The sequence below is a fragment of the uncultured Nisaea sp. genome (genome assembly GCF_963974195.1).
In the GTDB taxonomy this organism is placed as follows: Bacteria; Pseudomonadota; Alphaproteobacteria; order Thalassobaculales; family Thalassobaculaceae; genus Nisaea.
This window is the reverse complement of sequence record NZ_CAXBDC010000004.1, coordinates 1-19,556: the sequence shown is the minus strand read 5'-3', so window position 1 is coordinate 19,556 and position 19,556 is coordinate 1. Positions and strand designations below refer to the sequence as shown.

16 protein-coding genes are annotated in these 19,556 nt (G+C 57.5%); 6 read left to right on the top strand and 10 right to left on the bottom strand.

Going from position 1 to position 19,556, the window contains the following annotated elements:
• Positions 1-295 precede the first annotated feature (295 nt).
• Positions 296-1,435 (top strand): aminotransferase class V-fold PLP-dependent enzyme, encoded by a 1,140-nt coding sequence (locus tag AAC126_RS01790; RefSeq protein ID WP_339849368.1) that lies wholly within the window; start codon positions 296-298, stop codon positions 1,433-1,435.
• Here AAC126_RS01790 and AAC126_RS01785 read toward each other — a convergent pair.
• The 8 genes from AAC126_RS01785 to AAC126_RS01750 all read right to left on the bottom strand — a co-directional run bounded on the left by AAC126_RS01785 (position 1,432) and on the right by AAC126_RS01750 (position 11,848).
• On the bottom strand, positions 1,432-2,706 hold the full coding sequence (locus AAC126_RS01785; protein WP_339849366.1) for an amidohydrolase family protein: 1,275 nt from the start codon (positions 2,704-2,706) through the stop codon (positions 1,432-1,434). The genes AAC126_RS01790 and AAC126_RS01785 overlap by 4 nt on opposite strands.
• 16 nt (positions 2,707-2,722) lie before the next feature.
• On the bottom strand, positions 2,723-3,673 hold the full coding sequence (locus tag AAC126_RS01780) for an ABC transporter permease (RefSeq protein ID WP_339849363.1): 951 nt from the start codon (positions 3,671-3,673) through the stop codon (positions 2,723-2,725).
• Positions 3,674-3,677: 4 nt separating this feature from the next.
• Positions 3,678-4,727, bottom strand: coding sequence for an ABC transporter permease (locus AAC126_RS01775; RefSeq protein ID WP_339849360.1), 1,050 nt, complete (start codon positions 4,725-4,727; stop codon positions 3,678-3,680).
• Positions 4,717-6,273, bottom strand: a complete 1,557-nt coding sequence (locus AAC126_RS01770; protein WP_339849358.1) for an ABC transporter ATP-binding protein — start codon at positions 6,271-6,273, stop codon at positions 4,717-4,719. Before AAC126_RS01770 ends, AAC126_RS01775 begins: the two co-directional genes overlap by 11 nt.
• A gap of 19 nt (positions 6,274-6,292) precedes the next feature.
• Positions 6,293-7,300, bottom strand: a complete 1,008-nt coding sequence (locus AAC126_RS01765; protein WP_339849356.1) for a BMP family protein — start codon at positions 7,298-7,300, stop codon at positions 6,293-6,295.
• A 264-nt stretch (positions 7,301-7,564) separates the two neighbouring features.
• A complete protein-coding gene (locus tag AAC126_RS01760; RefSeq protein ID WP_339849354.1) occupies positions 7,565-9,538 on the bottom strand; it encodes an ATP-binding protein in 1,974 nt (657 codons plus the stop codon).
• Positions 9,535-10,638 carry an ABC transporter substrate-binding protein gene (locus AAC126_RS01755; RefSeq protein ID WP_339849352.1) on the bottom strand — a complete coding sequence of 368 codons (1,104 nt, stop codon included), beginning with the start codon at positions 10,636-10,638 and terminating at the stop codon, positions 9,535-9,537. Before AAC126_RS01755 ends, AAC126_RS01760 begins: the two co-directional genes overlap by 4 nt.
• Before the next feature lie 103 nt (positions 10,639-10,741).
• Positions 10,742-11,848: an ABC transporter substrate-binding protein gene (locus AAC126_RS01750; RefSeq protein WP_339849349.1), complete on the bottom strand. Its 1,107-nt coding sequence runs from the start codon at positions 11,846-11,848 to the stop codon at positions 10,742-10,744.
• Positions 11,849-12,059: 211 nt separating this feature from the next.
• Between AAC126_RS01750 and AAC126_RS01745 the strand changes: the two genes are divergently transcribed.
• A complete protein-coding gene (locus AAC126_RS01745) occupies positions 12,060-12,512 on the top strand; it encodes a YtoQ family protein (RefSeq protein WP_339849347.1) in 453 nt (150 codons plus the stop codon).
• Between the two features lie 17 nt (positions 12,513-12,529).
• A complete protein-coding gene (locus AAC126_RS01740; RefSeq protein WP_339849346.1) occupies positions 12,530-13,216 on the top strand; it encodes an amino acid racemase in 687 nt (228 codons plus the stop codon).
• Between the two features lie 73 nt (positions 13,217-13,289).
• Here the strand turns inward: AAC126_RS01740 and AAC126_RS01735 are convergent, their stop codons facing one another.
• Entirely contained in the window at positions 13,290-13,817 is a 528-nt protein-coding gene (locus tag AAC126_RS01735) for a MarR family transcriptional regulator (protein ID WP_339849345.1), read from the bottom strand.
• Positions 13,818-14,210: 393 nt separating this feature from the next.
• Between AAC126_RS01735 and AAC126_RS01730 the strand changes: the two genes are divergently transcribed.
• Positions 14,211-15,512 carry an FAD-binding oxidoreductase gene (locus tag AAC126_RS01730; RefSeq protein ID WP_339849343.1) on the top strand — a complete coding sequence of 434 codons (1,302 nt, stop codon included), beginning with the start codon at positions 14,211-14,213 and terminating at the stop codon, positions 15,510-15,512.
• 55 nt (positions 15,513-15,567) lie between these two features.
• Here AAC126_RS01730 and AAC126_RS01725 read toward each other — a convergent pair whose 3' ends face one another.
• Positions 15,568-17,157, bottom strand: a complete 1,590-nt coding sequence (locus AAC126_RS01725; protein ID WP_339849341.1) for a peptide chain release factor 3 — start codon at positions 17,155-17,157, stop codon at positions 15,568-15,570.
• Between the two features lie 80 nt (positions 17,158-17,237).
• Here AAC126_RS01725 and AAC126_RS01720 point away from each other — a divergent pair, with 80 nt between their 5' ends.
• Positions 17,238-18,275 (top strand): P1 family peptidase, encoded by a 1,038-nt coding sequence (locus AAC126_RS01720; protein ID WP_339849339.1) that lies wholly within the window; start codon positions 17,238-17,240, stop codon positions 18,273-18,275.
• The coding region (locus AAC126_RS01715) for a hypothetical protein (protein WP_339849337.1) at positions 18,260-19,556 on the top strand (1,297 nt) is incomplete at its 3' end. The genes AAC126_RS01720 and AAC126_RS01715, both read left to right, overlap by 16 nt.

Genomic DNA, 19,556 nt, shown 5'->3' with positions numbered 1-19,556 from the left:
ATCTGATCCTAGCTTTCACGACTCTAACGCTAATGATTATCATTTTTAAATTCGCATCAAATTTTACACCTTAACCTATTAAGGGAGCGGAATTTTTACACAAAAGCAGATTACCCTCTAATAAGGTAAAAATTGAAATCAGCTGATCTAATGCACAAAAGCACAATTCCTCCTTATGGTATTACTCGTGCTTTTCGGAGGCACGCCTCACTTGAGCTGACATTTTATCTGTACTGGGCCGTATCAGGCTCCAGGCTTTCAGGATCTTATGGTGAGTAGTTTTGGAGACTGTCCGATGTCCTATGCCTGTCAGCGGGAGCTGTTCGACCTACCGGATGGACTGACCTATTTCAACACCGCGAGCCAGTCTCCCTGTCTCAACACCAGTTTTTCGGCCGGTGAACGCGGGCTCAGGCGCAAATTGCACCCATGGTCGGCCGACCGCGCGGCCCTGCCCGGCGAGATGGAGCGCTGCCGTGACCTGTTTGGCGGCTTGCTCGGTGCCACGGCGGATGATGTCGCGATCGTTTTTGCGACCAGTTATGGAATTGCCTCCGCGGCAGCTAATCTGCCTCTGTCGCCGGGACAGGATGTCCTCATGCTCGAAGCGCAATTTCCGTCGAATGTTTATGCATGGCAGAGGCTGGCCGACCAGTCGGGTGGCGGTATCCGATATGTCCCACGCGGTGCGGATTTCGACTGGACCGGGCCGGTTCTGGAAGCGCTGGATGATGGCGTGGGCATCGTGGCCCTGCCGAACTGCCACTGGTGCGATGGCGCGCTCGTCGATCTGGAGCCGATATCGGCGGAATGCGTCAGGCGCGGGATACCGCTGGTCGTGGATGCCACCCAGTCGATTGGCGTAAAACCGCTGAACCTTGAAACGGTTCCGGCGGATTTCATCGTCGCCTCCGGTTACAAATGGCTGCTCTGCCCGGACATGATGGGGTTCATGTATGTGGCGCCGAAGCACCAGACGGGCATGCCCCTGGAGCTGAACCACGCCGCACGAATTGATGCACCGTCCATGGAAACCGGCAGTGGCCTTGGCGGCCGCCTGAAGCCGAACGCACGACGTTTCGATATGGGGGCCGCGGACAGCATGGTGCACATGCCCATGTGCGTAAGCGCCCTGGAGCAGATCACGGAATGGACGCCAGAGGCGATCCACGGCTACCTGTCCGGCCTGGTCGATGTGATTGCCCAGAAGGCTGAGGAACGCGGGTTTATTTGCCCGCCGAAAGCGCGGCGGATCGGGCATTTCATCGGACTCTACAGGGATCAAGCCTGGCCGGCGGATCTCGAAGCACAGCTGGCCGCGCGCAACGTCCATATTGCTTTCCGGAACGGCGCGCTGCGGATCAGCCCCTATCTCTTCAATGACGAGGCGGATGTGGATCGTCTGTTCTCGGCACTCGACGCCGAACTGGATTAATTCCGGCGGAAGTCGACCTGGTGTTTTTCACCGCCAATACTGACCGTGCTCATCTGCGGCGGTGCTTCAGCAATCACCTGTCCCCGGCGAATGACGAACAGCCGGTTCGGTTTCAGGCGAATGGCTTCCATCGCATCGCCCGCCTGCAGGATGACCAGATCAGCGTTTGAGCCCTTCGAGATGCCGTAGCCTTCCAGCCCCATTGCTTTCGCCGAATTTTCGGTGACGGCAGCAAACATGGCTTTCATTTCGTCAACGCCGGTCATCTGCCCGACATGCACGGCCATGTGCGCGACTTCCAGCATGTCGTGGCTGCCGAGGCTGTACCAGGGATCCATTACGCAATCATGGCCAAGCGCGACATTGATCCCGGCTGCAGTCATTTCCTTCACCCGGGTCATGCCCCGGCGCTTCGGATAGCTGTCATGCCGGCCCTGCAGGGTGATGTTGATCAGCGGGTTCGGGATCGCGTGCATCCGGCTTTCAGCCATCAGCGGCAGCAGCTTGGAGACGTAATAATTATCCATCGAATGCATGGAGGTCAGGTGCGAGCCGGCAACCCTGCCCTCCAGCCCGAGCCGCTTGGTCTCCGCCGTCAGCGTTTCGATATGGCGCGACATCGGATCATCCGTCTCGTCGCAATGCATATCGACCCTGAGCCCCCGTTCCGCTGCGATCTCACACAGCGCCCGAACAGAGCGGGAGCCATCTTCCATGGTGCGCTCGAAATGCGGAATACCGCCGACGACGTCGACGCCCTTGTCCAATGCACGGGTCAGGTTCTCCGCCGCGCCGGGAGAGCGGAAAAAACCGTCCTGCGGGAAGGCGACAAGCTGGATATCGATATAGGGCTTCAACTCCTCCCGCACCTCGATCAGAGCGTCCACATTGATCATCCGGGGATCGGAGGTATCGACATGGCTGCGGATCGCCAGCGTACCCTTGGCGATGGACCAGCGGGCAAGCTCCCGGACGCGCTGCTTGATAGCGTCCCCGGTCAGATGCGGTTTCAGCTCTCCCCAGAGCTGGATGCCCTCCAGCAGGGTGCCGGACTGGTTCAGACGCGGCTCGCCCAGGCTGAGGGTGGAATCCAGATGGAAATGCGGATCGATGAAAGGCGGTGTGACCAGGCAGCCACCGGCATCGATGGTTCGGCCTGCATCGCCGGATACAGACGGCCCCACCTCGACGATCCTGTCGCCCTGAATGGCAATGGACTGTCCTGTACGCCCATCGGGAAGCGTCGCATTCGTGATCAGGATATCGAGCATTTTGAAGGCCTTGGATCTAGACTCTGTCGCCGCGCCGGAATGGAACCAGCAGGGCTTTCGGATACCGCGCCCGCCGCGCCATCACAACCATGGCGGCGATGGAGAGGATGTATGGCGCCATGAGGAAGAACTGATAAGGGATCTGTGCTCCGGCGAATTGCTGCGCCCGGACCTGCAGGGCATCGAGTCCGGCAAACAGCAAGGCGCCCAGCAGCGCCTTGCCCGGCTTCCAGGAGGCAAAGATCACCAGCGCGACGCAGATCCAGCCACGGCCGTTGATCATGCCGAAATAGAAGGCGTCGAATGCACTCATGGTGATGAAGGCACCGCCGATGGCCATGAAGGCGCTGCCGACCATAACCGCGCCGGTTCGCACGGCCAGCACGTCGATCCCCTGGGATTCGACGGCGATGGGATTTTCGCCCGCCATCCGAACCGCGAGCCCGAGCGGGGTACGCTCCAGCACATACCAGACGGCCGGAACGGAAAGAAGCGCCAGATAGGTTAGCGGCGTCTGGCTGAACAGCGCCTCACCGATGACCGGAATGTCCGACAGGCCCGGAATGGCATAGGGCTGGAACGGCACGATCTTCGGCGGGGTTGTCGCGGCCGGCAGCATCATGCGGAAGACATAGTAGCTGAGGGAGGACGCAAACAGCGTGATTCCGATGCCCGTGACATGTTGTGACAAGCCCATATAAACCGTGAAACTCGCGTGAAACAAGCCAAACAGCGCGCCGATGAAAGCCGCGAAGACAATGCCACCCCAGAGGTCTCCGCCCTGATAGACCCACATCCATCCAGCCATCGCACCCATCGTCATGATGCCTTCGATGCCGAGATTGAGCACCCCTGCCCGCTCGCAGATCAGCTCGCCGAGAGTACCGAGGATCAGCGGGCTGACGATGCGGATGGTCGCGGCCCAGAAACCGGCGGTGAGTAGGATTTCGAGAATGTCGCCCATCATCGCCTCAACTCCAGCGGATGCGGTAACGGGTCAGCATGACACTGACCAGGATGGTCAGAACCGAGAGGCCAACCAGCACGTCCGCGATATAGGTCGGGATATCCGTCGACCGGCTCATGGCATCCGCGCCGACATAGACGGCGGAAATGAAAAAGGCCGAGAGGATAACGCCGAGAGGGTGCAGTTGCGCCAGCATGGCGACGGCAATTCCCGCATAGCCGAATCCCGGTGAGAGATCCAGGGTGAGATAGCCCTTCAGGCCAGCGACTTCGCTGACACCAGCAAGCCCTGCCAGACCTCCGGAAATCAGCGCCGTGCGGATAACCGTGGCGTTGACGCCAATTCCCGCGAAGCCCGCAGCGGAAGCATTCAGGCCAACGGCCCGGATCTCGTACCCCCAGACGGTGAAGCGCATCAGTGCCCAGGCAAGCAGTGCGGCAGTGAGGGCGAAGATAAAGCCGAGATGGAGACGCCCCTTGGCCAATAAGGGGGGCCAGATGCCCTCATCCACGATGGGGGCGGCCTGTGGCCAGCCAAGTGACATCGGGTCCTTCCACGGGCCCTCCAGCAGATACCCAACCAGCAGCAGGATGACGAAATTCAGCAACAGCGTCGTCACCACCTCGTCGACCTTCATGTGGGTCTTCAGCAGAACAGGCACGATCAGGATGGCGCCGCCGGCCATGGCGCCGACCAGCATCAGAAAGGGGATCATCAGATAAGGTGGAAGGGAGATCATGCCGGTGCCGAAGAAGGTCGCCGCCAGCGCGCCGCAATAGAGCTGTCCCTCTGCACCGATATTGTAGAACTTCGCCCGGAAGGCGACCGCAACGGCAAGACCCGTGAAGATCAGTGGCGTTGTCCGCGTCAGGGTCTCGTTCAAGGCAAAGGCGGAACCGAGCGCACCTTTCAGCAAGGCCCAGTAGGAGCCGAGCACAGGCTCTCCCGCCCACAGGATCAAGCCCGAGCCCAGTACAAGCGTCGCCAGTATAGCCGCTATCGGCGCTGATATAATGCGCCAGACCTCGACATGTTCGCGTGCTTCAATGCGCATGGACGGCCTCCGATCCACGCGCTGCCCCTTGGCCGGACATCATCAATCCAACCTCTTCAACTGTCAGGTCCGCCGTTGCACGCTGGGCCATGAGCTGGCCGTGATAGATCACTGCGATCCGGTCACTTAGAGCGAAGAGTTCATCCAGATCCTCGGAAATCAACAGAATGCCCGCGCCCTGTTCCCGCGCTTGCAGAAGCCGGCTTTGCACATAGGCAATGGCACCTTCGTCGAGACCACGGACCGGTTGGTTGGCGAGGATAAAGCGCGGCCCGCGCGAAAGCACACGTGCAAGGATGAGCTTTTGCATATTACCACCTGAAAGCAAACGCGTTTCCGCTTCCGGTCCTTCACAACGAATGTCGAACTCCTCGATCAGTTTAGTGGCTCTGTCCAGCGCCCGTCCCTTGTCGATAACGAAACCGGCCCGGGCGATCTCCGCGCTCCGGCGGTCCTCGCTGATGAGATTTTCCCAGAGAGGCATTTCGCTGATGACACCGGTCGCATGGCGATCCTCGGGTATACGGCCGACACCACGCCGAACCAGCGCGGTCGCATCAGCCCGGCCCGTTGTGCCGAGAATTTCAACATCTCCTGTATCGGCCGTTGTCAGGCCGGACAACAGGTTGGCAAGTGTGCGCTGGCCGTTGCCGGCCACACCAGCCAGGCCAATAATTTCATGCTCCCGGATTTCCAGACTGAGATCTTTCAGGCCTTGAGCCTCGGACTCAGCCCGGCAGGTTACCCGGTTAAGCCGCAGAACAGGTGCTCCCGGCTCCATGGGTTCCGCCTGGGGGCGGATAACCTCGGCACCGACCATCATGCTGGCTAGACTGTTCCGGTCGGCTTCCGCTGTCGTGACAGTGCCCGCCACGGCTCCGCGCCTAAGCACCACAACCCGGTCCGTATGGTTCAGGATCTCATTCAGCTTGTGGGTAATGAAGATGACCGCCAGTCCGCTGGAGGTCAGTTTTTTCAGTATCTCGAACAGGCTATCGGATTCTTGCGGGGTCAGGACGGCCGTCGGCTCGTCCAGAATGAGAATACGGGCATCGCGGTAAAGCGCCTTCAGGATCTCCACCCGCTGCCGCTCACCGACGGAGAGTTCGCCAACCAGTTTATCCGGATCGGCATAAAGACCGTATTCATCGGCCATCCCGGTAATCTTTGCCCGCGCCGCTTTAATATTCCGATGCCAAGCGAACAATGGCTCCGTGCCGAGCGTGATGTTCTCCAGCACCGTCAGGTTCTCCGCCAGCGTGAAATGCTGGTGCACCATACCGATACCGGCGCTTATTGCCGCTTCTGTCGAGCCGGGAGGCAATTGCGCTCCTTCGACCAGTATCTCTCCATCATCAGCAACGTAATGTCCGAAGAGAATGTTCATCAGGGTGGTTTTGCCAGCGCCATTCTCGCCCAGTAAGGCGAGAATTTCTCCCTGATGCAGATTGAACGAGATCGCGCCATTCGCGACCAGCGGACCAAAACTCTTGGTGATGCCCCTGAAAGACAGCAGGGGCATCACGGGATCGGTTTGTTGGGTCACGCGCGCACGCCCGGCCGAATCAGAACGTGGATTTCGGTTCGGTGTCGTTAATCTCGACCACGAACGCGCCGGACATGATCTTCTCGGAAAGCTCGGTGACCTTTGCCTTCGCTTCCGCCGGGATCTTGTCCTCGAACTCATAATACGGAGCGAGGCTTGCGCCGCCCTTCTGCATCATGGTCCATTCCTTGTAATCGGCCGCTTCGAACGAGCCTGCCTTGACCTGCTCGATGGCATGATCGATGGCGTTGGTCATGTCCCAGAGCGCGGAGGTTACAACAACGTCCTTGCCGTTCTCTTCCTTGTTCATGTCGTTGACGTTGCCGAAGGCGAGAATGCCCTTCTCGCGAGCCGCGTCGACCACACCGGCACGTTCCGCATAGAGGATATCGACACCGGATTCGATCTGGGCAAAGGCGGCTTCCTTGGCCTTCGGCGGATCGTACCAGGAGCCAATGAAGGTGACCTTGAACTCAATCGCCGGATCAACGGATTTGGCGCCTGCCATAAAGGCATGGAACAGCCGGTTCACCTCACCGATCGGATAGCCGCCGACCATGCCGATCTTTTTCGTTTTGGTCATGCTTCCGGCGATGATGCCCATCAGGTAGCACGGCTCGTGAATGTAATTGTCAAAGACGGAGAAATTGCTGCCGTGCGGCTTGAAGGGATCGCCCATGACGAAGGCAACGTTCGGGTATTCGTCGGCCACCTTGCGGGCTTCCCGACTGATACCGAAGGCCTCGCCAACGATCAGCTGCACGCCACTCTCGGCATACTCGCGCAGCACACGGATATAGTCGGTATTGGAGACCTTTTCCGAAAAGGAATAATCGATCTTGCCCGCGGCTTTTGCGACCTCAAGGGCCTGATGCAGGCGCGCATCCCATTTCTGCTGGATCGGCTGGGTATAGATGCCCGCGACCTTGATCTTGTCGGCCGCATTGGCGATGCCCGCCGGCAGCATGGAGATGGCGCTGAGTGCGGCCAGCGTTGCCAGAACCTGGCGGCGCGAAAGAAGTGTCATATCAGTCCCCCGAAAAGCGAAGTGGCTCATGCCCCAAATTGTCTTCGGATGCATATCGCCGTTTTCATTTTGCTAAATCCTCCCGTCTCACTCCGTGGCACTCTTTTGAGCCTACCCGCCTTGCGGTTTCCGGATCATGGCCGGATCAGCGGTGCCATCGTGTGTGACGTTTTGATTTCAACGGTTTGGTTTCGCAATGTCAATCGAACCCGGAGGGATGTGTAAAAAGCATCCCCCAGCGCCACTCTTGTTGGGTGGCAATTTTCAGGCCCTAACTGTCGGCGTATCTTCACTTCTGGAACCCGGATCTTCAGGCTCCGGGGCAATAACCGGGATCAGGAGGGTGAAGGCAGTACCCTCACCCGGAGTGCTCTCGACTGTCAGGCTGCCGCCAAGCACATTCGCCGCGGCATTGTAAGAGATATGCAGTCCAAGGCCAGTGCCTCCCTGGCCGAACTTCGTCGTGTAGAAGGGATTGAAGATTTTTTCCAGCACGTCCGGAGGCATTCCAATTCCGTCATCACGGACGCATATCCTGATAGCCCCCTTCCTTGCCTCCGTAACGGCAATATGGATGCTCCCGGACCTGTCCGGAAAAGCATGCTTTGAGGCATTGTCCAGAAGGTTGGTCAGGATTTGCCCGAGCTCACCCGGATAACTGTCTATTTCAAGTTCTTCAGGTATATCCTCGACAATGACCTGGATGTTTTTCTCTATGGAAGGCTGCAGCGTCAGAACCGTGCCGGAGACCAATTCATGCAAGCGGAAAACCCGGCGATAGGATGTTGTCCTGTCAACAGCCACCTGCTTGAAATTGGTAACCAGATCGCAGGCGCGTTCAACATTCATGGACGCCATCGAGGTTGTTTCACGTATCCGGTCAAGAAACACCATCAGGTCCGATTTTCGCAGCCCCTTCGCCAGTAATTGCCCAAAGTTCTCGATCTCGTGGCTCTGGGCGGACAAACTGAGTTTACTGTTGCCAAGTGGCGTGTTCAATTCATGTGCAATACCGGCAACCAGCCTTCCGAGAGCAGCCAGTTTTTCAACCTCGATCAGCTCGTTCTGCGTCATTTGCAGATTGTGCAATGCTTCGGAAAGATCGGCATTTGAAGAAGCCAGATCGTGCGTTCGTTTCTTGACCCGGTCTTCGAGCTCTTCATTCATCTGCTTCAGAGCCTGTTCACGGCTGACAAGGGCCTCGGCCATGGCTTCAAGGTCGCCGGAAAGCTGATTGAATTCCTTGATCGTTCCCGTTGGCCATGCCTCTGGTTGCCGTCCGGAGGCTACCAAACGAGCGCGTTCGATAACCGATTTCACGGTGCGTGACATCGTCTGAGCCCAAAGCGGGGCCAGAAGCGCTCCAATGATCGATGTGGAAATAAACCCCGTAACGATGATCGTGATGAGTTCCCGGGTCGTGGAATTATCCATGCCACGCGGAATACGGCTTACGAACAGCCACCCCAGGGACTCTGAAAATTCCGCCCATGCGAAATAATCCCGCCCGTCATAAGACAGCACTTCCGGCATGGGGTCTCCGCTCAATCCAGCCTGGACGATCGGCAGATGAAGAAGGTTGAGACGACCTGAACGCGCGATTCTTGTATCCGCAACGACCTCGCCAAGACGATCGACAATCCAGAGATCAAGCTGTCTGTCACTGCGCGAAAACTGACTTATGGAGACGATCTGGTCGAGCGGGACTTCCCCGATAATGGTTTTGTTGCTTCCCGCCAGGGGAACAGCCACACCGACGGTAACGATGCCTGAAATGGACGACAGCTGTGTGTCGCTCCATGCCTGCTTATGAGTTTCCGTGACTGTTCGGAAAAGCCTGTTTCCGGACATATCAATACCGACAATTTCCTCGATATATTCAGTGCTGTAATTCTTGACGCTGGCGTCGACGAGAATCCCCTGCTCATCGACAAGATATATCGCGTCGAAGCCATCGCCACGGGCCGTCTGCAGCAGGAAATAAACCTCCTGCTCGGGAACGTTATCGACAGCGGCGGCCAAAACCTTGAGGCGGTGTTCAAGAGAACGCAAATACTGCTCGACCCGCGCGGCCATCTCCGCCGCGGACTCTTTGGCTATCGTGCGGTTTTCCTCGGCAACTTGCGGCAGGCGAATGGCAAGTGTGATCGATCCGACAATCACCAGCGCGACCAGAGGTGTAACGACAAACAGAAGAGACAGCGCAACGCGCAGTGAGAGCACCCGGGGGATCTTCATTTCCGAATGAATTTCCCTTTCTGAACAGTTACGAAAACAAGCTGTCTGGCACTATCACCGGCACTGTCAAAGGTTACCTTCTGCTGCAATCCCTGCACGCTGCCAAGCGCATCCATCGCCTCCTTAACTGTTTGATCTTCCTTTTTATTCTTGAGAGCCGAAAACAAGACCATCGCACCGTCATAAGCCGCAATACTGGAGAAGCCAGGGTCAGAACGGAATCTCGATCTATAAGCGTCCCGAAACACGACATAACGTGCCGTTTCGTCATAACGGTCGTAAGTCTGTAACAGGAGAAGCCCCTCTATCGCCGCCCCGCCAAGAGTGAGAAGGCTTTCCGAAGCAGCCCATTCCGCGGCGAGGAGCGGTATTCCGGTATCGTGTTTACGCACCTGTTGTGTGAGTTGTGCGGAATCGACCCCGTTGGCGATAAAAATCAGTGCTTCCGGGTTAGAGGCCAGGAGAATTTGCGCCGTACTGGAAAAAGCTCCGCCGACACTGTTGTCGAACGGAAATGAGACAACGACAGTGCCTCCAAGTTCTGTAAAAGCTTTTTTGAATTCGTCGTTCCAGCTCGACGAAAACAGGGCATTGCTTCCATCAAGCGCCGTGGAAACCTTTCGAATCCCCGCATCAATGCAGTACTGAGCGTAGGCTTCGGCATATTGGCGTGTAGATGAGCCAATCCGGTAGAAATGATCGTTTTGCCCCACAAACGCCAGGGAAGAGACGGTAGGCGTGATGGCAACAACCCCGGCCTCGTTGATCACCGGCACCATGCCACCTGCGACCACGCTGAGATTCGGGCCAATGATTGCGTCAACCCCTTCCGCGATCAGGGATCGCGCGGCTTCCGCACCGCCCTCGTCCGTTCCATGGTCATCACGGACCAATAGCTTAATCTGGCGCCCGTTAATCCCCCCGGCCTCGTTCTTCTCGTCAACAGCCAGTTGAACGGCATTTCGAGATGCGATGCCGATATCGGATGCCCGTCCTTCAAGGCCACCGATGAAACCAACACGAATAACCTCGGGATCGCCGCAGGCTGCGAGTTGCAGCAAGCACAGAAGTAGCGCAGATAGCGTCGCATATAGTCGCATGAGCTGTCTCACCAGTGCCAGAGTCAGCCGATAGTTTCATGTCATGAATAAAATTTAGTAAATATTTTAACGCATCTTCGATGCCGCTCAGGCGGCGCGTAAATCACGGCCTGGAAAACCGCCCATCCCTGACAAGCATGACCGTTGAATCCCTGCCGCTGTCGCCAAAAGCGTCAAATTTTATAATTTGTTGTAAACCGGGATATCCGGCAGAGCGCAACAACACGGACTTCAGATCAATTCCATTGTCCGATGATGCCTGTAACGCAGCGAACAGTGTCGTCGCAGCGTCATACGAGGCCACACTTGCCTGATTGGGCTCGACCTTGAATTTTTTCTGAAGGCTGTCCCGGAATTTTGCATATCGTGCGCGTTTATCGTTCCTGTCGAAAGTATCCAGGAGCAAGATCCCTTCAACAGCCCGCCCCCCTAAAATTATCAGATTGTCGGACACGGCCCAGGACGTTGCGAGCAACTTTATAGTGTCGTCATGCTTTCTGATTTGCTGCGCGAGTTGCGCCGTATCTATGCCGTTTGCCAGGACAAGGATAGCCTCGGGCTTCACCTCAAGCAGAGAGAGAACAGTATTCTTCAATCCTACTTTTCTTGCCGCATCAAAGGGTGTTGCAAATAAGACTGTACCGCCTAGAGCACCAAACTCCGCTTTGAATGATTTTAGCCAACTCGTTGTAAAAATGGCGTTATGGGCATCTGTCGCCACTGAAATATTGTGGTAGCCAGCGCTATAAAAAGCCTTGGCATAATCAAATGCTGATTGCCTGCTTGAAGAATTCAGCCTGAAAAAATAATCGTCTTTTCCAATAAACTGCTCCGCGATAACCGTTGGAGAGACCGTTAGGACCTTCGCATCGTTAATTACGGGGACAACACCCCTCGCTACCACGCTTAATATGGGGCCAATAATTGCGGTAACCTTCTCGTTGACGAGAGCGCGCGCGGCCTCCTCCCCACCTTCTGTCGACCTTTTGTCATCCCGGATAACAAGTTCAATTTTCCGGCCGTTAATACCGCCTGCGGCATTCGCCTCATCAACAGCCATCTGCACGGCATTTCGCGATGCAATTCCAAGGTCGGAGGCACGGCCTTCCAGACCAGCGATGAAACCTATGCGTATGGGATCAGACTCACTGCACCCGATTAATAAAATCAGGCTCGCCAGAAGAAGGGATTTTTGTCGGAACCGCTTCATTGTTGACCATCACACTCGATATGAAGGTTTCACCGTGGCTATGGAAAAGATAAGATTTCGTAAATCGAGAATAAAAAATCATTATTTCTACCATAAAGAATTAATGATGTATCATCTGGACTCAATCAGCACATGACCTCCGCTCGGTTGCGGACTCTGAAAAACGTAAAAACTAGGATATCAAGGGCGCTCTGTTCTGTAGGAGGGTTCCATGACCGATCTTGAAGTCTATTTGTCCGGCGAAATTCACACTGACTGGCGCGCGGAAATCGAAGAGGCCGTAAAAGCGGCCGATTTGCCGGTTACTTTCACGGCACCGGTAACCGTTCATGAAAACAGTGACGATTGCGGCGTGTCCATTCTCGGCAGCGAGGAAAAGCCGTTCTGGGCGGATCACAAAGGCGCCAAGGTCAATGCCATCCGCACCCGTACGCTGATCGAGCGCGCCGATATCGTCGTTGTCCGGTTCGGCGACAAGTACAAGCAATGGAATGCAGCCTTCGATGCCGGATATGCCGCGGCCCTCGGAAAACCACTCATTATCCAGCATGATCCGTCTCTTACGCATCCCCTGAAGGAAGTCGATGGCGCGGCTCTGGCTGTGGCTGAAACACCCGCGCAGGTGGCTGCTGTGTTGCGGTATGTGGTGACCGGGGAACTTTAGATAACTCGCATACTATGATGAAACATATAGGAATTGTCGGCTGCTCAGCCGAGGGCGCGGCGCTTTGCTACAGAACGATCTGTGCTGATGGCGCGGCATTGCTTGGCCCGCACAAACATCCTGAAATCTCGATGCATACGCCATCGCTCTCGGACTATGTCAGGTGCCTTGATACGGGTGACTTGAACGGCGTCGGAGAGCTGATGCTCGATTCTGCGCGAAGGCTGGAGCGTGCCGGTGCCGATTTTCTGATTTGCCCGGATAATACCATTCATCAGGCATTCACTTATGTCGCGGAGCGGTCGCCCCTGCCCTGGCTGCATATAGCGGAAGAAACCGCATCACTCGCCCGCAAGCAGGATTTCCGCAAGGTGGCTCTGCTTGGCACGAAATGGCTGGTGGAGAGTGACGTCTATCCGGAGAAACTGGAAGCGCTCGGCATAGGCTGGCTCAGGCCTGAGCCGGAGGAGATCTCCGAGATTGCCCGGATCATCATGGATGAACTGGTTCCGGGCCACTTCCTTCCCGGCTCGATATCGTATTTCCAGATGTTGATCGGCCGCATGAAGGAGCGCGGTGCGGATTCGGTGCTTCTCGGCTGCACGGAGATCCCGCTGATCATCAGTGACGAGAACAGCACCCTGCCGACACTGGATTCGACCAGAACGCTGGCGCGCGCGGCCCTGCAAAAGGCGGTCGGCTGATTTAATGCCCCACACAAACTAAACGCGCCGCTTGAAGGCGGCGCGTTCGGCAGAGTTTCGGATGTAGGGGGAATTATCCGAAAGTAATGTATTCGGCCCAAATCTGGTCGAGCTGGCGCAGGGTGACGTTCGCGTCTTCCATACCGCGCACCAACTCACCACGACCGTTGGTGAATTCCATGTGACGCGCTTCCAGGTCCCGGAGGCGGGAGACGATATCCCGGCCCTTCGGAGACAAGCGCAAACGCACCGAACGGCGATCATGTGCCGCACGCTCCTGCTCCAGGTAACCATACTCGGACAGTTTCTTGACGTTGTAGGAAACGGTCGAGGCCTGATAGCCCTTGCGATGGATGAGATCCCGGACGGGAATGTCTTCGTCTCCGATACCGACAAGCATCAGCGCCTGGGAGGGGTTGATGTTGTTGATCCCCATGGATTCGAGTTCAACCCGAACTACATCGAGATACCGGCGATGCAGCCGGTCGAGCATCGCGGTCAGTTCCAGGTAGCCCGACCGTACGGTTTCGGCGGATGCGCCGATGCCGATATCAGCCGTATCGATCTTCAGAGCAGAGCGTCGAAGTGTTTGTACGGTCATGGTTTGTCTCCGCATTGCATGGGCAGTTGCTTTCAAACTGATACCATTCCATCAAAATGGTTTCTAATTGTAAAGCACAATCGATAAATGACATTCCAAACGACTGTCAGAACAAAGTATGCGGCGGTATTGCTCCGCTAATGCGCTGATTTCCTTCTAAAAATTAAAAAGAAATTCGGGGAAAAAATTATTCCCTCCCAATCCGGTCCATCATGCACGCGGCATTTTTCAGAAGCTGACAGCAAAAAATTGATGCGGTCCCCGGGCGGGAACCTGATTGACCAGCGCAGAGGCTCCACGATTATAGGGGCGGGAACGTATAAAAAGACCGGGCGGCGCATGACGGGCGGATGCTTGAGTCATAATCAAACCACCGATTGAAATGGACCGGGAATGACGGACTTGGGAACGCAGGGCACAGGCTACGTGGACAGCTATTATGGCAGAACCGTAAAGGCGCCAGCCTCGCGCCCCCGGCTCACACACGACATTGATTGTGATGTCTGTATTGTCGGTGGCGGCATGGCAGGTCTTGCAACGGCACTCGGACTTGCCGAGCGCGGCAAGAAGGTCATTGTGCTGGAGGCTCGCCGGGTAGGCTGGGGAGCGTCAGGGCGCAATGGCGGTTTTGTCAGCGCCGGATACAGTCTTGGACTTGATGACATAGAATCCGCGGTAGGAAGAGAGGATGCCGACGCACTTATGTGGCTCACTCTCGATGCCCTCACCCTTATTCGCTCCCGGCTTGAACGCTACGGCATTGATGCCGGCCCCATGCGCGACGGCATCATGAAGGCATCCTGGTACAAAAATGCCGACGGGTTGAAAGCCAGTGCGGACAAAAAGAACGAGCGGTTCGGGCTCGGTCTTGAATTCAAGAGCCGGGAGGAGATGCAGGAGCTCTATCGCACCAAGCGCTATCATGAGGGGCTCCTGGACCCGACGGCATTTCAGTTTCATTCCCTGAACTTCACCAATGGGATTGCCGATGCGGCCACCTCTCTCGGGGCAACGATCTTCGAGGAGAGCCCCGTTACCCATATGGATCTCAGCGGCGATAAAAAACGAATCGACACGGCAAAAGGCAGTGTGACTGCCGATCAGGTAGTGATTTGTTGTTCAGGCTATATCGGCCACCTTCACCCGAAACTCTCTCGCGCTACCTTGCCCGTTGGCACCTACGTGGTTCTGACCGAGCCTCTGGGTGATCGCCTGCAGGAGGCGATCAGGGCGCCCTACGGAACGTCGGACAGCCGGATCGCGAACGATTACTACCGCGCCCTGCCCGACACCCGGCTGCTTTGGGGCGGTCGGGTCAGCTCCAACCTGGAGCCGCGCAATCTCGGCCAGAAGATGATCGGCGACATATTGAAGATCTACCCACAACTCGAAGGTATCCGGGCTGAAGTCGCCTGGCCCGGAACCATGGGGTATTCGGTACACAAGATGCCCCAGATCGGCCAGCTGCAGCCGGGTGTCTGGTACAATCAGGGATATGGCGGACATGGAATGTGCGCCACCACGGCCGGCGGCGAGGTCGTGGCGAAAGCGATTGCCGACGGAGACGAGACCTACAAGCTGTTTGCGCCTTTCGGTCTCGATTTCGCCGGAGGGCCGTTTGGCCCGCTTATCGCCCAATGGGCCTATTGGGGCTTTCAGATGCAGGACCGCTGGCAAGCCTGGCGCTCGAACTGAGCCAGACGCGCAAGCACAAGCGGCTCCAGCAATCCACTAAAGGGAGCAGATGCGCCTAGGCCATCTGCTCCTTCACTTTCAGGAACTTGATCTTCGGCCAGTTTTCCGCCGTGTGCTGCAGATGCCAACCATTGCGGGCCATGAAGACCGGCATGTCGTCATGGTCGTCGCCAAGATCGCCCTGATTGGCTTCGATGAATTTCTTCAGCTCTGCCGGGTCCTCTGCCTCCAGCCAGCGGGCTGTGTACAGGCCAGCTGTTTCGAAACTCACAGGCACGTCGTACTCGGTGCGAATCCGGTCCGCCAGAACCTCGAATTGCAACGCGCCGACCACACCGACGATCCAGCTTCCGCCGATCCGGGTCTTGAAGGCCTTCGCCGCCCCTTCTTCCGCCAGTTGAACCACTGCCTTCTCAAGATGCTTGGCCCGCAGAGGATCGGTCGGACGCACCCGTTGCAGCAGTTCCGGCGCAAAGCTCGGGATGCCGTTGAACTGAAGGTCTTCGCCCTCGGTCAGTGCATCGCCGATCCGCAGATTGCCGTGGTTCGGGATGCCGATGATGTCGCCCGGCCAGGCTTCGTCCGCGATTTCCCTGTCCTGTGCCAGGAACATCACCGGGTTATGGATGTTCATGAGCTTGCCGCTGCGCACATGCTTCAGCTTGGCACCGCGCTTGAAATGACCGGAGCAGATCCGGGCAAAGGCAATACGGTCCCGGTGTTTCGGGTCCATGTTCGCCTGGATCTTGAAGACGAAGGCCGAAACCTTTTTCTCCGCCGGCATCACTTCGCGGGATTTCGTCGTTTGCGGACGCGGGTGCGGCGCATAGCGCGCAACGCCACCGAGCAACTCCCGTACGCCGAAATTATTCACCGCACTGCCGAAATAAACCGGCGTCATGCTGCCACCGAGGAATGCTTCCGGATCGAAGTCGGGGCACAATCCGCGCGCCATCTCGACTTCCTCGCGAAGTTGCTTCGCGGCGGAGGCAGGCAGCAATTCGTCCAGCTTCGGATCGTCCAGCCCGTTGCAGGTCAGACCCTGATCCGGTGCATCGTGACTGCCCCGATCCATCAGAATCAGCTTGTCTCTGAGCAGGTCGTAACAGCCCTTGAAGGCCTTCCCCATGCCGATTGGCCAGCTCGCTGGCGTTACATCGAGGGCCAGTTTCTGCTCGATCTCGTCAAGCAGCTCGAAGCTGTCCCGCGCCTCGCGGTCCATCTTGTTGACGAAGGTAATGATCGGCACGTCGCGCAGGCGGCAGACCTCGAACAGTTTGAGGGTCTGCTCCTCGATACCTTTCGCACCGTCGATCACCATGATGGCGCTGTCGACCGCCGTCAGCGTCCGATAGGTGTCTTCGGAGAAGTCCTCATGGCCCGGTGTGTCGAGCAGATTAAAGGTGTTGTCCCCGTAATCGAAGGTCATCACGGACGACGCCACGGAAATGCCGCGTTCGCGCTCGACTTTCATCCAGTCGGAATGGGCACGCCTTTGCTGTCCGCGCGCCTTAACGGCACCGGCCATCTGAATCGCGCCCCCGAACAGGAGCAGCTTCTCGGTCAAAGTGGTCTTACCGGCATCCGGGTGCGCGATGATCGCGAAAGTGCGCCGGCGCCCCACAGCGTCGTCAAGGGAACTCATCTAATCGTCCTTATTGGGGAACGCCGTTGTATATAAAGACTTTGGCCGGTCAGTCCAATAGCGGATCCTGATCGGCGGCCATGCGGAAACAGGAGGCCTTGGGGAAAGTGCAGCCGGGGAAACATAACCTCATCACCGATGTTCCTGGTCTTCGGGTAGGTAATGCCCATGACGATCGCTTGCGGAGCGGTGTCACCGTGCTGATACCGGACGGCGAAATGGTAGTCGCGGTTGATTCGCGCGGGGGCGGAACCGGATCGCGCGAGTTCGATCTGTTGCGCCCCGAAGCAACCGTGCAGAGCGTGAATGCCATCGTGCTGAGCGGCGGATCCGCCTTTGGTCTTGATGCCGCGGGCGGCGTTATGGCGGCACTGCGGGAAAAGGGAATCGGATATCGTGCCGGTGCCTCGATTGTTCCCATTGTCCCGGCAGCGATCCTGTTCGATCTGAATAATGGCGGCGACAAGGACTGGGGCACCGCATCCCCCTACCCCGCACTTGGCCGCAAAGCCTTTGAGACTGCGTCCGATGATTTCACTCTCGGCAATGCAGGAGCCGGATTCGGCGCTAATGCCGGCGGGTACAAGGGGGGGCTCGGCAGCGTCTCCATGCAGCTCGCCGATGGCGGCCCGACGGTCGGCGCACTGGTTGCCGTCAACGCGGTTGGCGCCCTGACGCACCCCGTCTCTGGGGCTTTCTTCGCGTGGGATTCAGAAATTGACGAAGAGTTCGGCGGCGTCCTGCCGGTTGCCGAAGACCGGGGCAGCGCCGTGCGCATGCCGAAGCTCTCCGGCCCGGGGGAAAACACCACGATCGCTATCGTCGCGACCGATGCCGTTCTGACAAAATCCCAGTGCAAGCAATTCGCCATCATGGCGCATCAAGGTTTGGCGCGCGCTATCCGGCCTGCAAATACGCCGTTTGACGGAGATGTGGTTTTCGGTGTTTCCACAAGCATGATGCCTCTCAAAGATCCGGTGCGCGATCTTGCGACACTCGGCGCACATGCTGCGGATTGCCTTGCCCGTGCCATTGCGCGCGGGGTCTTTGAAGCCAAGAGTCAGGAGCAATCCGTCAGTTATCAGGACACGTTTGGATTTCCATGCCGGACAAGCTGATGATTTCCGGCCGCAAGATCACGATCCGCACCCTGCTGCTGCGGGATATTGGCGGCTTGTTCCTGATCGCGCTCGGGGCGGTGCTGGCGGTGACTCTGTATTTCGGCAACCAGGGCGGGCTTGTGGTTCTCAGGGAGAACGCCAACGCTTCCATCAATTCAATCACGCAGACCATGACCGCGCATATTCAGCCCGCGCTGAAAGCAGCAGAATTTGTCGGTCAAAAAGCCATGCCTGCGGGCGCCCCTATCAACATGGTCGCTCAGGACATGGCGCGGACCGTGATGCATCTGCACCCGAACATCCGGGCGCTCGCCTTCATCTGGCAGGACGGACCGGTTGAATGGATCGCAACGGATGGAAGCACCGGCTCACGCGCCATCATGCCCGGCTCGGTCGAGGAACAGGCCGTTCAGGACGCACGCCATATCGGCGAGCCTTACCTGGCAGGCGCGGTTTATTCGGAAGGCGCCAAACTGACCCTGATAAGCGCGCGCAGCCCGATCTACGATAAAGAGGGAAACTATGTCGGTGTTGCGGCCGCCGCCTTTTCTCCGCTCGATATTTCAGTCTTTCTGCGGGATTCTCACATCACGAACGCATCCGTATTTGTGCTGGATGAAAAGGACCGTTTGCTCGCACACCCGATTTTGACCGCCCCCAGCATGCAGGCCCTGATGTCCAAGGACAAACCCCTGCTCAATGCAACGGAACTCGGCGATCCGGTGCTGGCCGCCTTGCTTGATCCGAAAAAGCGGAGCGCGGGCACACTGGACAAGGACAGTGGCACCGAATACTGGACCGCGGATGTTGGCGATACGAGCTATGTCGCCCTCGCCCGGAAAGTCTCCTTTGCCCGCGGCAACCGGTACACGGTCGGTGTTTATACGGATCAGTCCGTAAGCAGCTACAACGACATGATGCGCTATTTGACCTATGGCGCCATTGCAGGGCTGATCGTTATGGGCTTGGCAATGCTCCGGCTCAGGCAGCTCGCCGAGCGAATCAGGCTCCCGGTCACGGAGCTGGCCTCCGCGTCGAACGCCATAGCAAAACTCGATCTGGAAACCGTGCCTGAAATCCGCGGCAATCCCGTCCGTGAGTTCAATGATGCGGCCGACGCCTTCAATGCAATGATCGCCGGGCTGGCGCAGTTCCGGGTCTATGTTCCGCGTTCGCTCGTCATGGAAATTCTCCAGGAACGCGGCAGTCATGGCGTGCCGTCCGTTGAGCGGGAGGTAACGGTCCTGTTTTCGGACATCGTCGGCTTCACCGGGATAT

Excerpts from the sequence above, each read along its gene's own strand:
- AAC126_RS01725 (WP_339849341.1), bottom strand. The coding sequence starts at position 17,157 with ATGAGTTCCCTTGACGACGCTGTGGGGCGCCGGCGCACTTTCGCGATC.
- AAC126_RS01720 (WP_339849339.1), top strand. The coding sequence starts at position 17,238 with ATGCGGAAACAGGAGGCCTTGGGGAAAGTGCAGCCGGGGAAACATAAC.
- AAC126_RS01785 (WP_339849366.1), bottom strand. The coding sequence starts at position 2,706 with ATGCTCGATATCCTGATCACGAATGCGACGCTTCCCGATGGGCGTACA.
- AAC126_RS01750 (WP_339849349.1), bottom strand. The coding sequence starts at position 11,848 with ATGAAGCGGTTCCGACAAAAATCCCTTCTTCTGGCGAGCCTGATTTTA.
- AAC126_RS01735 (WP_339849345.1), bottom strand. The coding sequence starts at position 13,817 with ATGACCGTACAAACACTTCGACGCTCTGCTCTGAAGATCGATACGGCT.
- AAC126_RS01730 (WP_339849343.1), top strand. The coding sequence starts at position 14,211 with ATGACGGACTTGGGAACGCAGGGCACAGGCTACGTGGACAGCTATTAT.
- AAC126_RS01755 (WP_339849352.1), bottom strand. The coding sequence starts at position 10,638 with ATGCGACTATATGCGACGCTATCTGCGCTACTTCTGTGCTTGCTGCAA.
- AAC126_RS01745 (WP_339849347.1), top strand. The coding sequence starts at position 12,060 with ATGACCGATCTTGAAGTCTATTTGTCCGGCGAAATTCACACTGACTGG.
- AAC126_RS01790 (WP_339849368.1), top strand. The coding sequence starts at position 296 with ATGTCCTATGCCTGTCAGCGGGAGCTGTTCGACCTACCGGATGGACTG.
- AAC126_RS01775 (WP_339849360.1), bottom strand. The coding sequence starts at position 4,727 with ATGCGCATTGAAGCACGCGAACATGTCGAGGTCTGGCGCATTATATCA.
- AAC126_RS01760 (WP_339849354.1), bottom strand. The coding sequence starts at position 9,538 with ATGAAGATCCCCCGGGTGCTCTCACTGCGCGTTGCGCTGTCTCTTCTG.
- AAC126_RS01740 (WP_339849346.1), top strand. The coding sequence starts at position 12,530 with ATGAAACATATAGGAATTGTCGGCTGCTCAGCCGAGGGCGCGGCGCTT.
- AAC126_RS01765 (WP_339849356.1), bottom strand. The coding sequence starts at position 7,300 with ATGACACTTCTTTCGCGCCGCCAGGTTCTGGCAACGCTGGCCGCACTC.
- AAC126_RS01780 (WP_339849363.1), bottom strand. The coding sequence starts at position 3,673 with ATGATGGGCGACATTCTCGAAATCCTACTCACCGCCGGTTTCTGGGCC.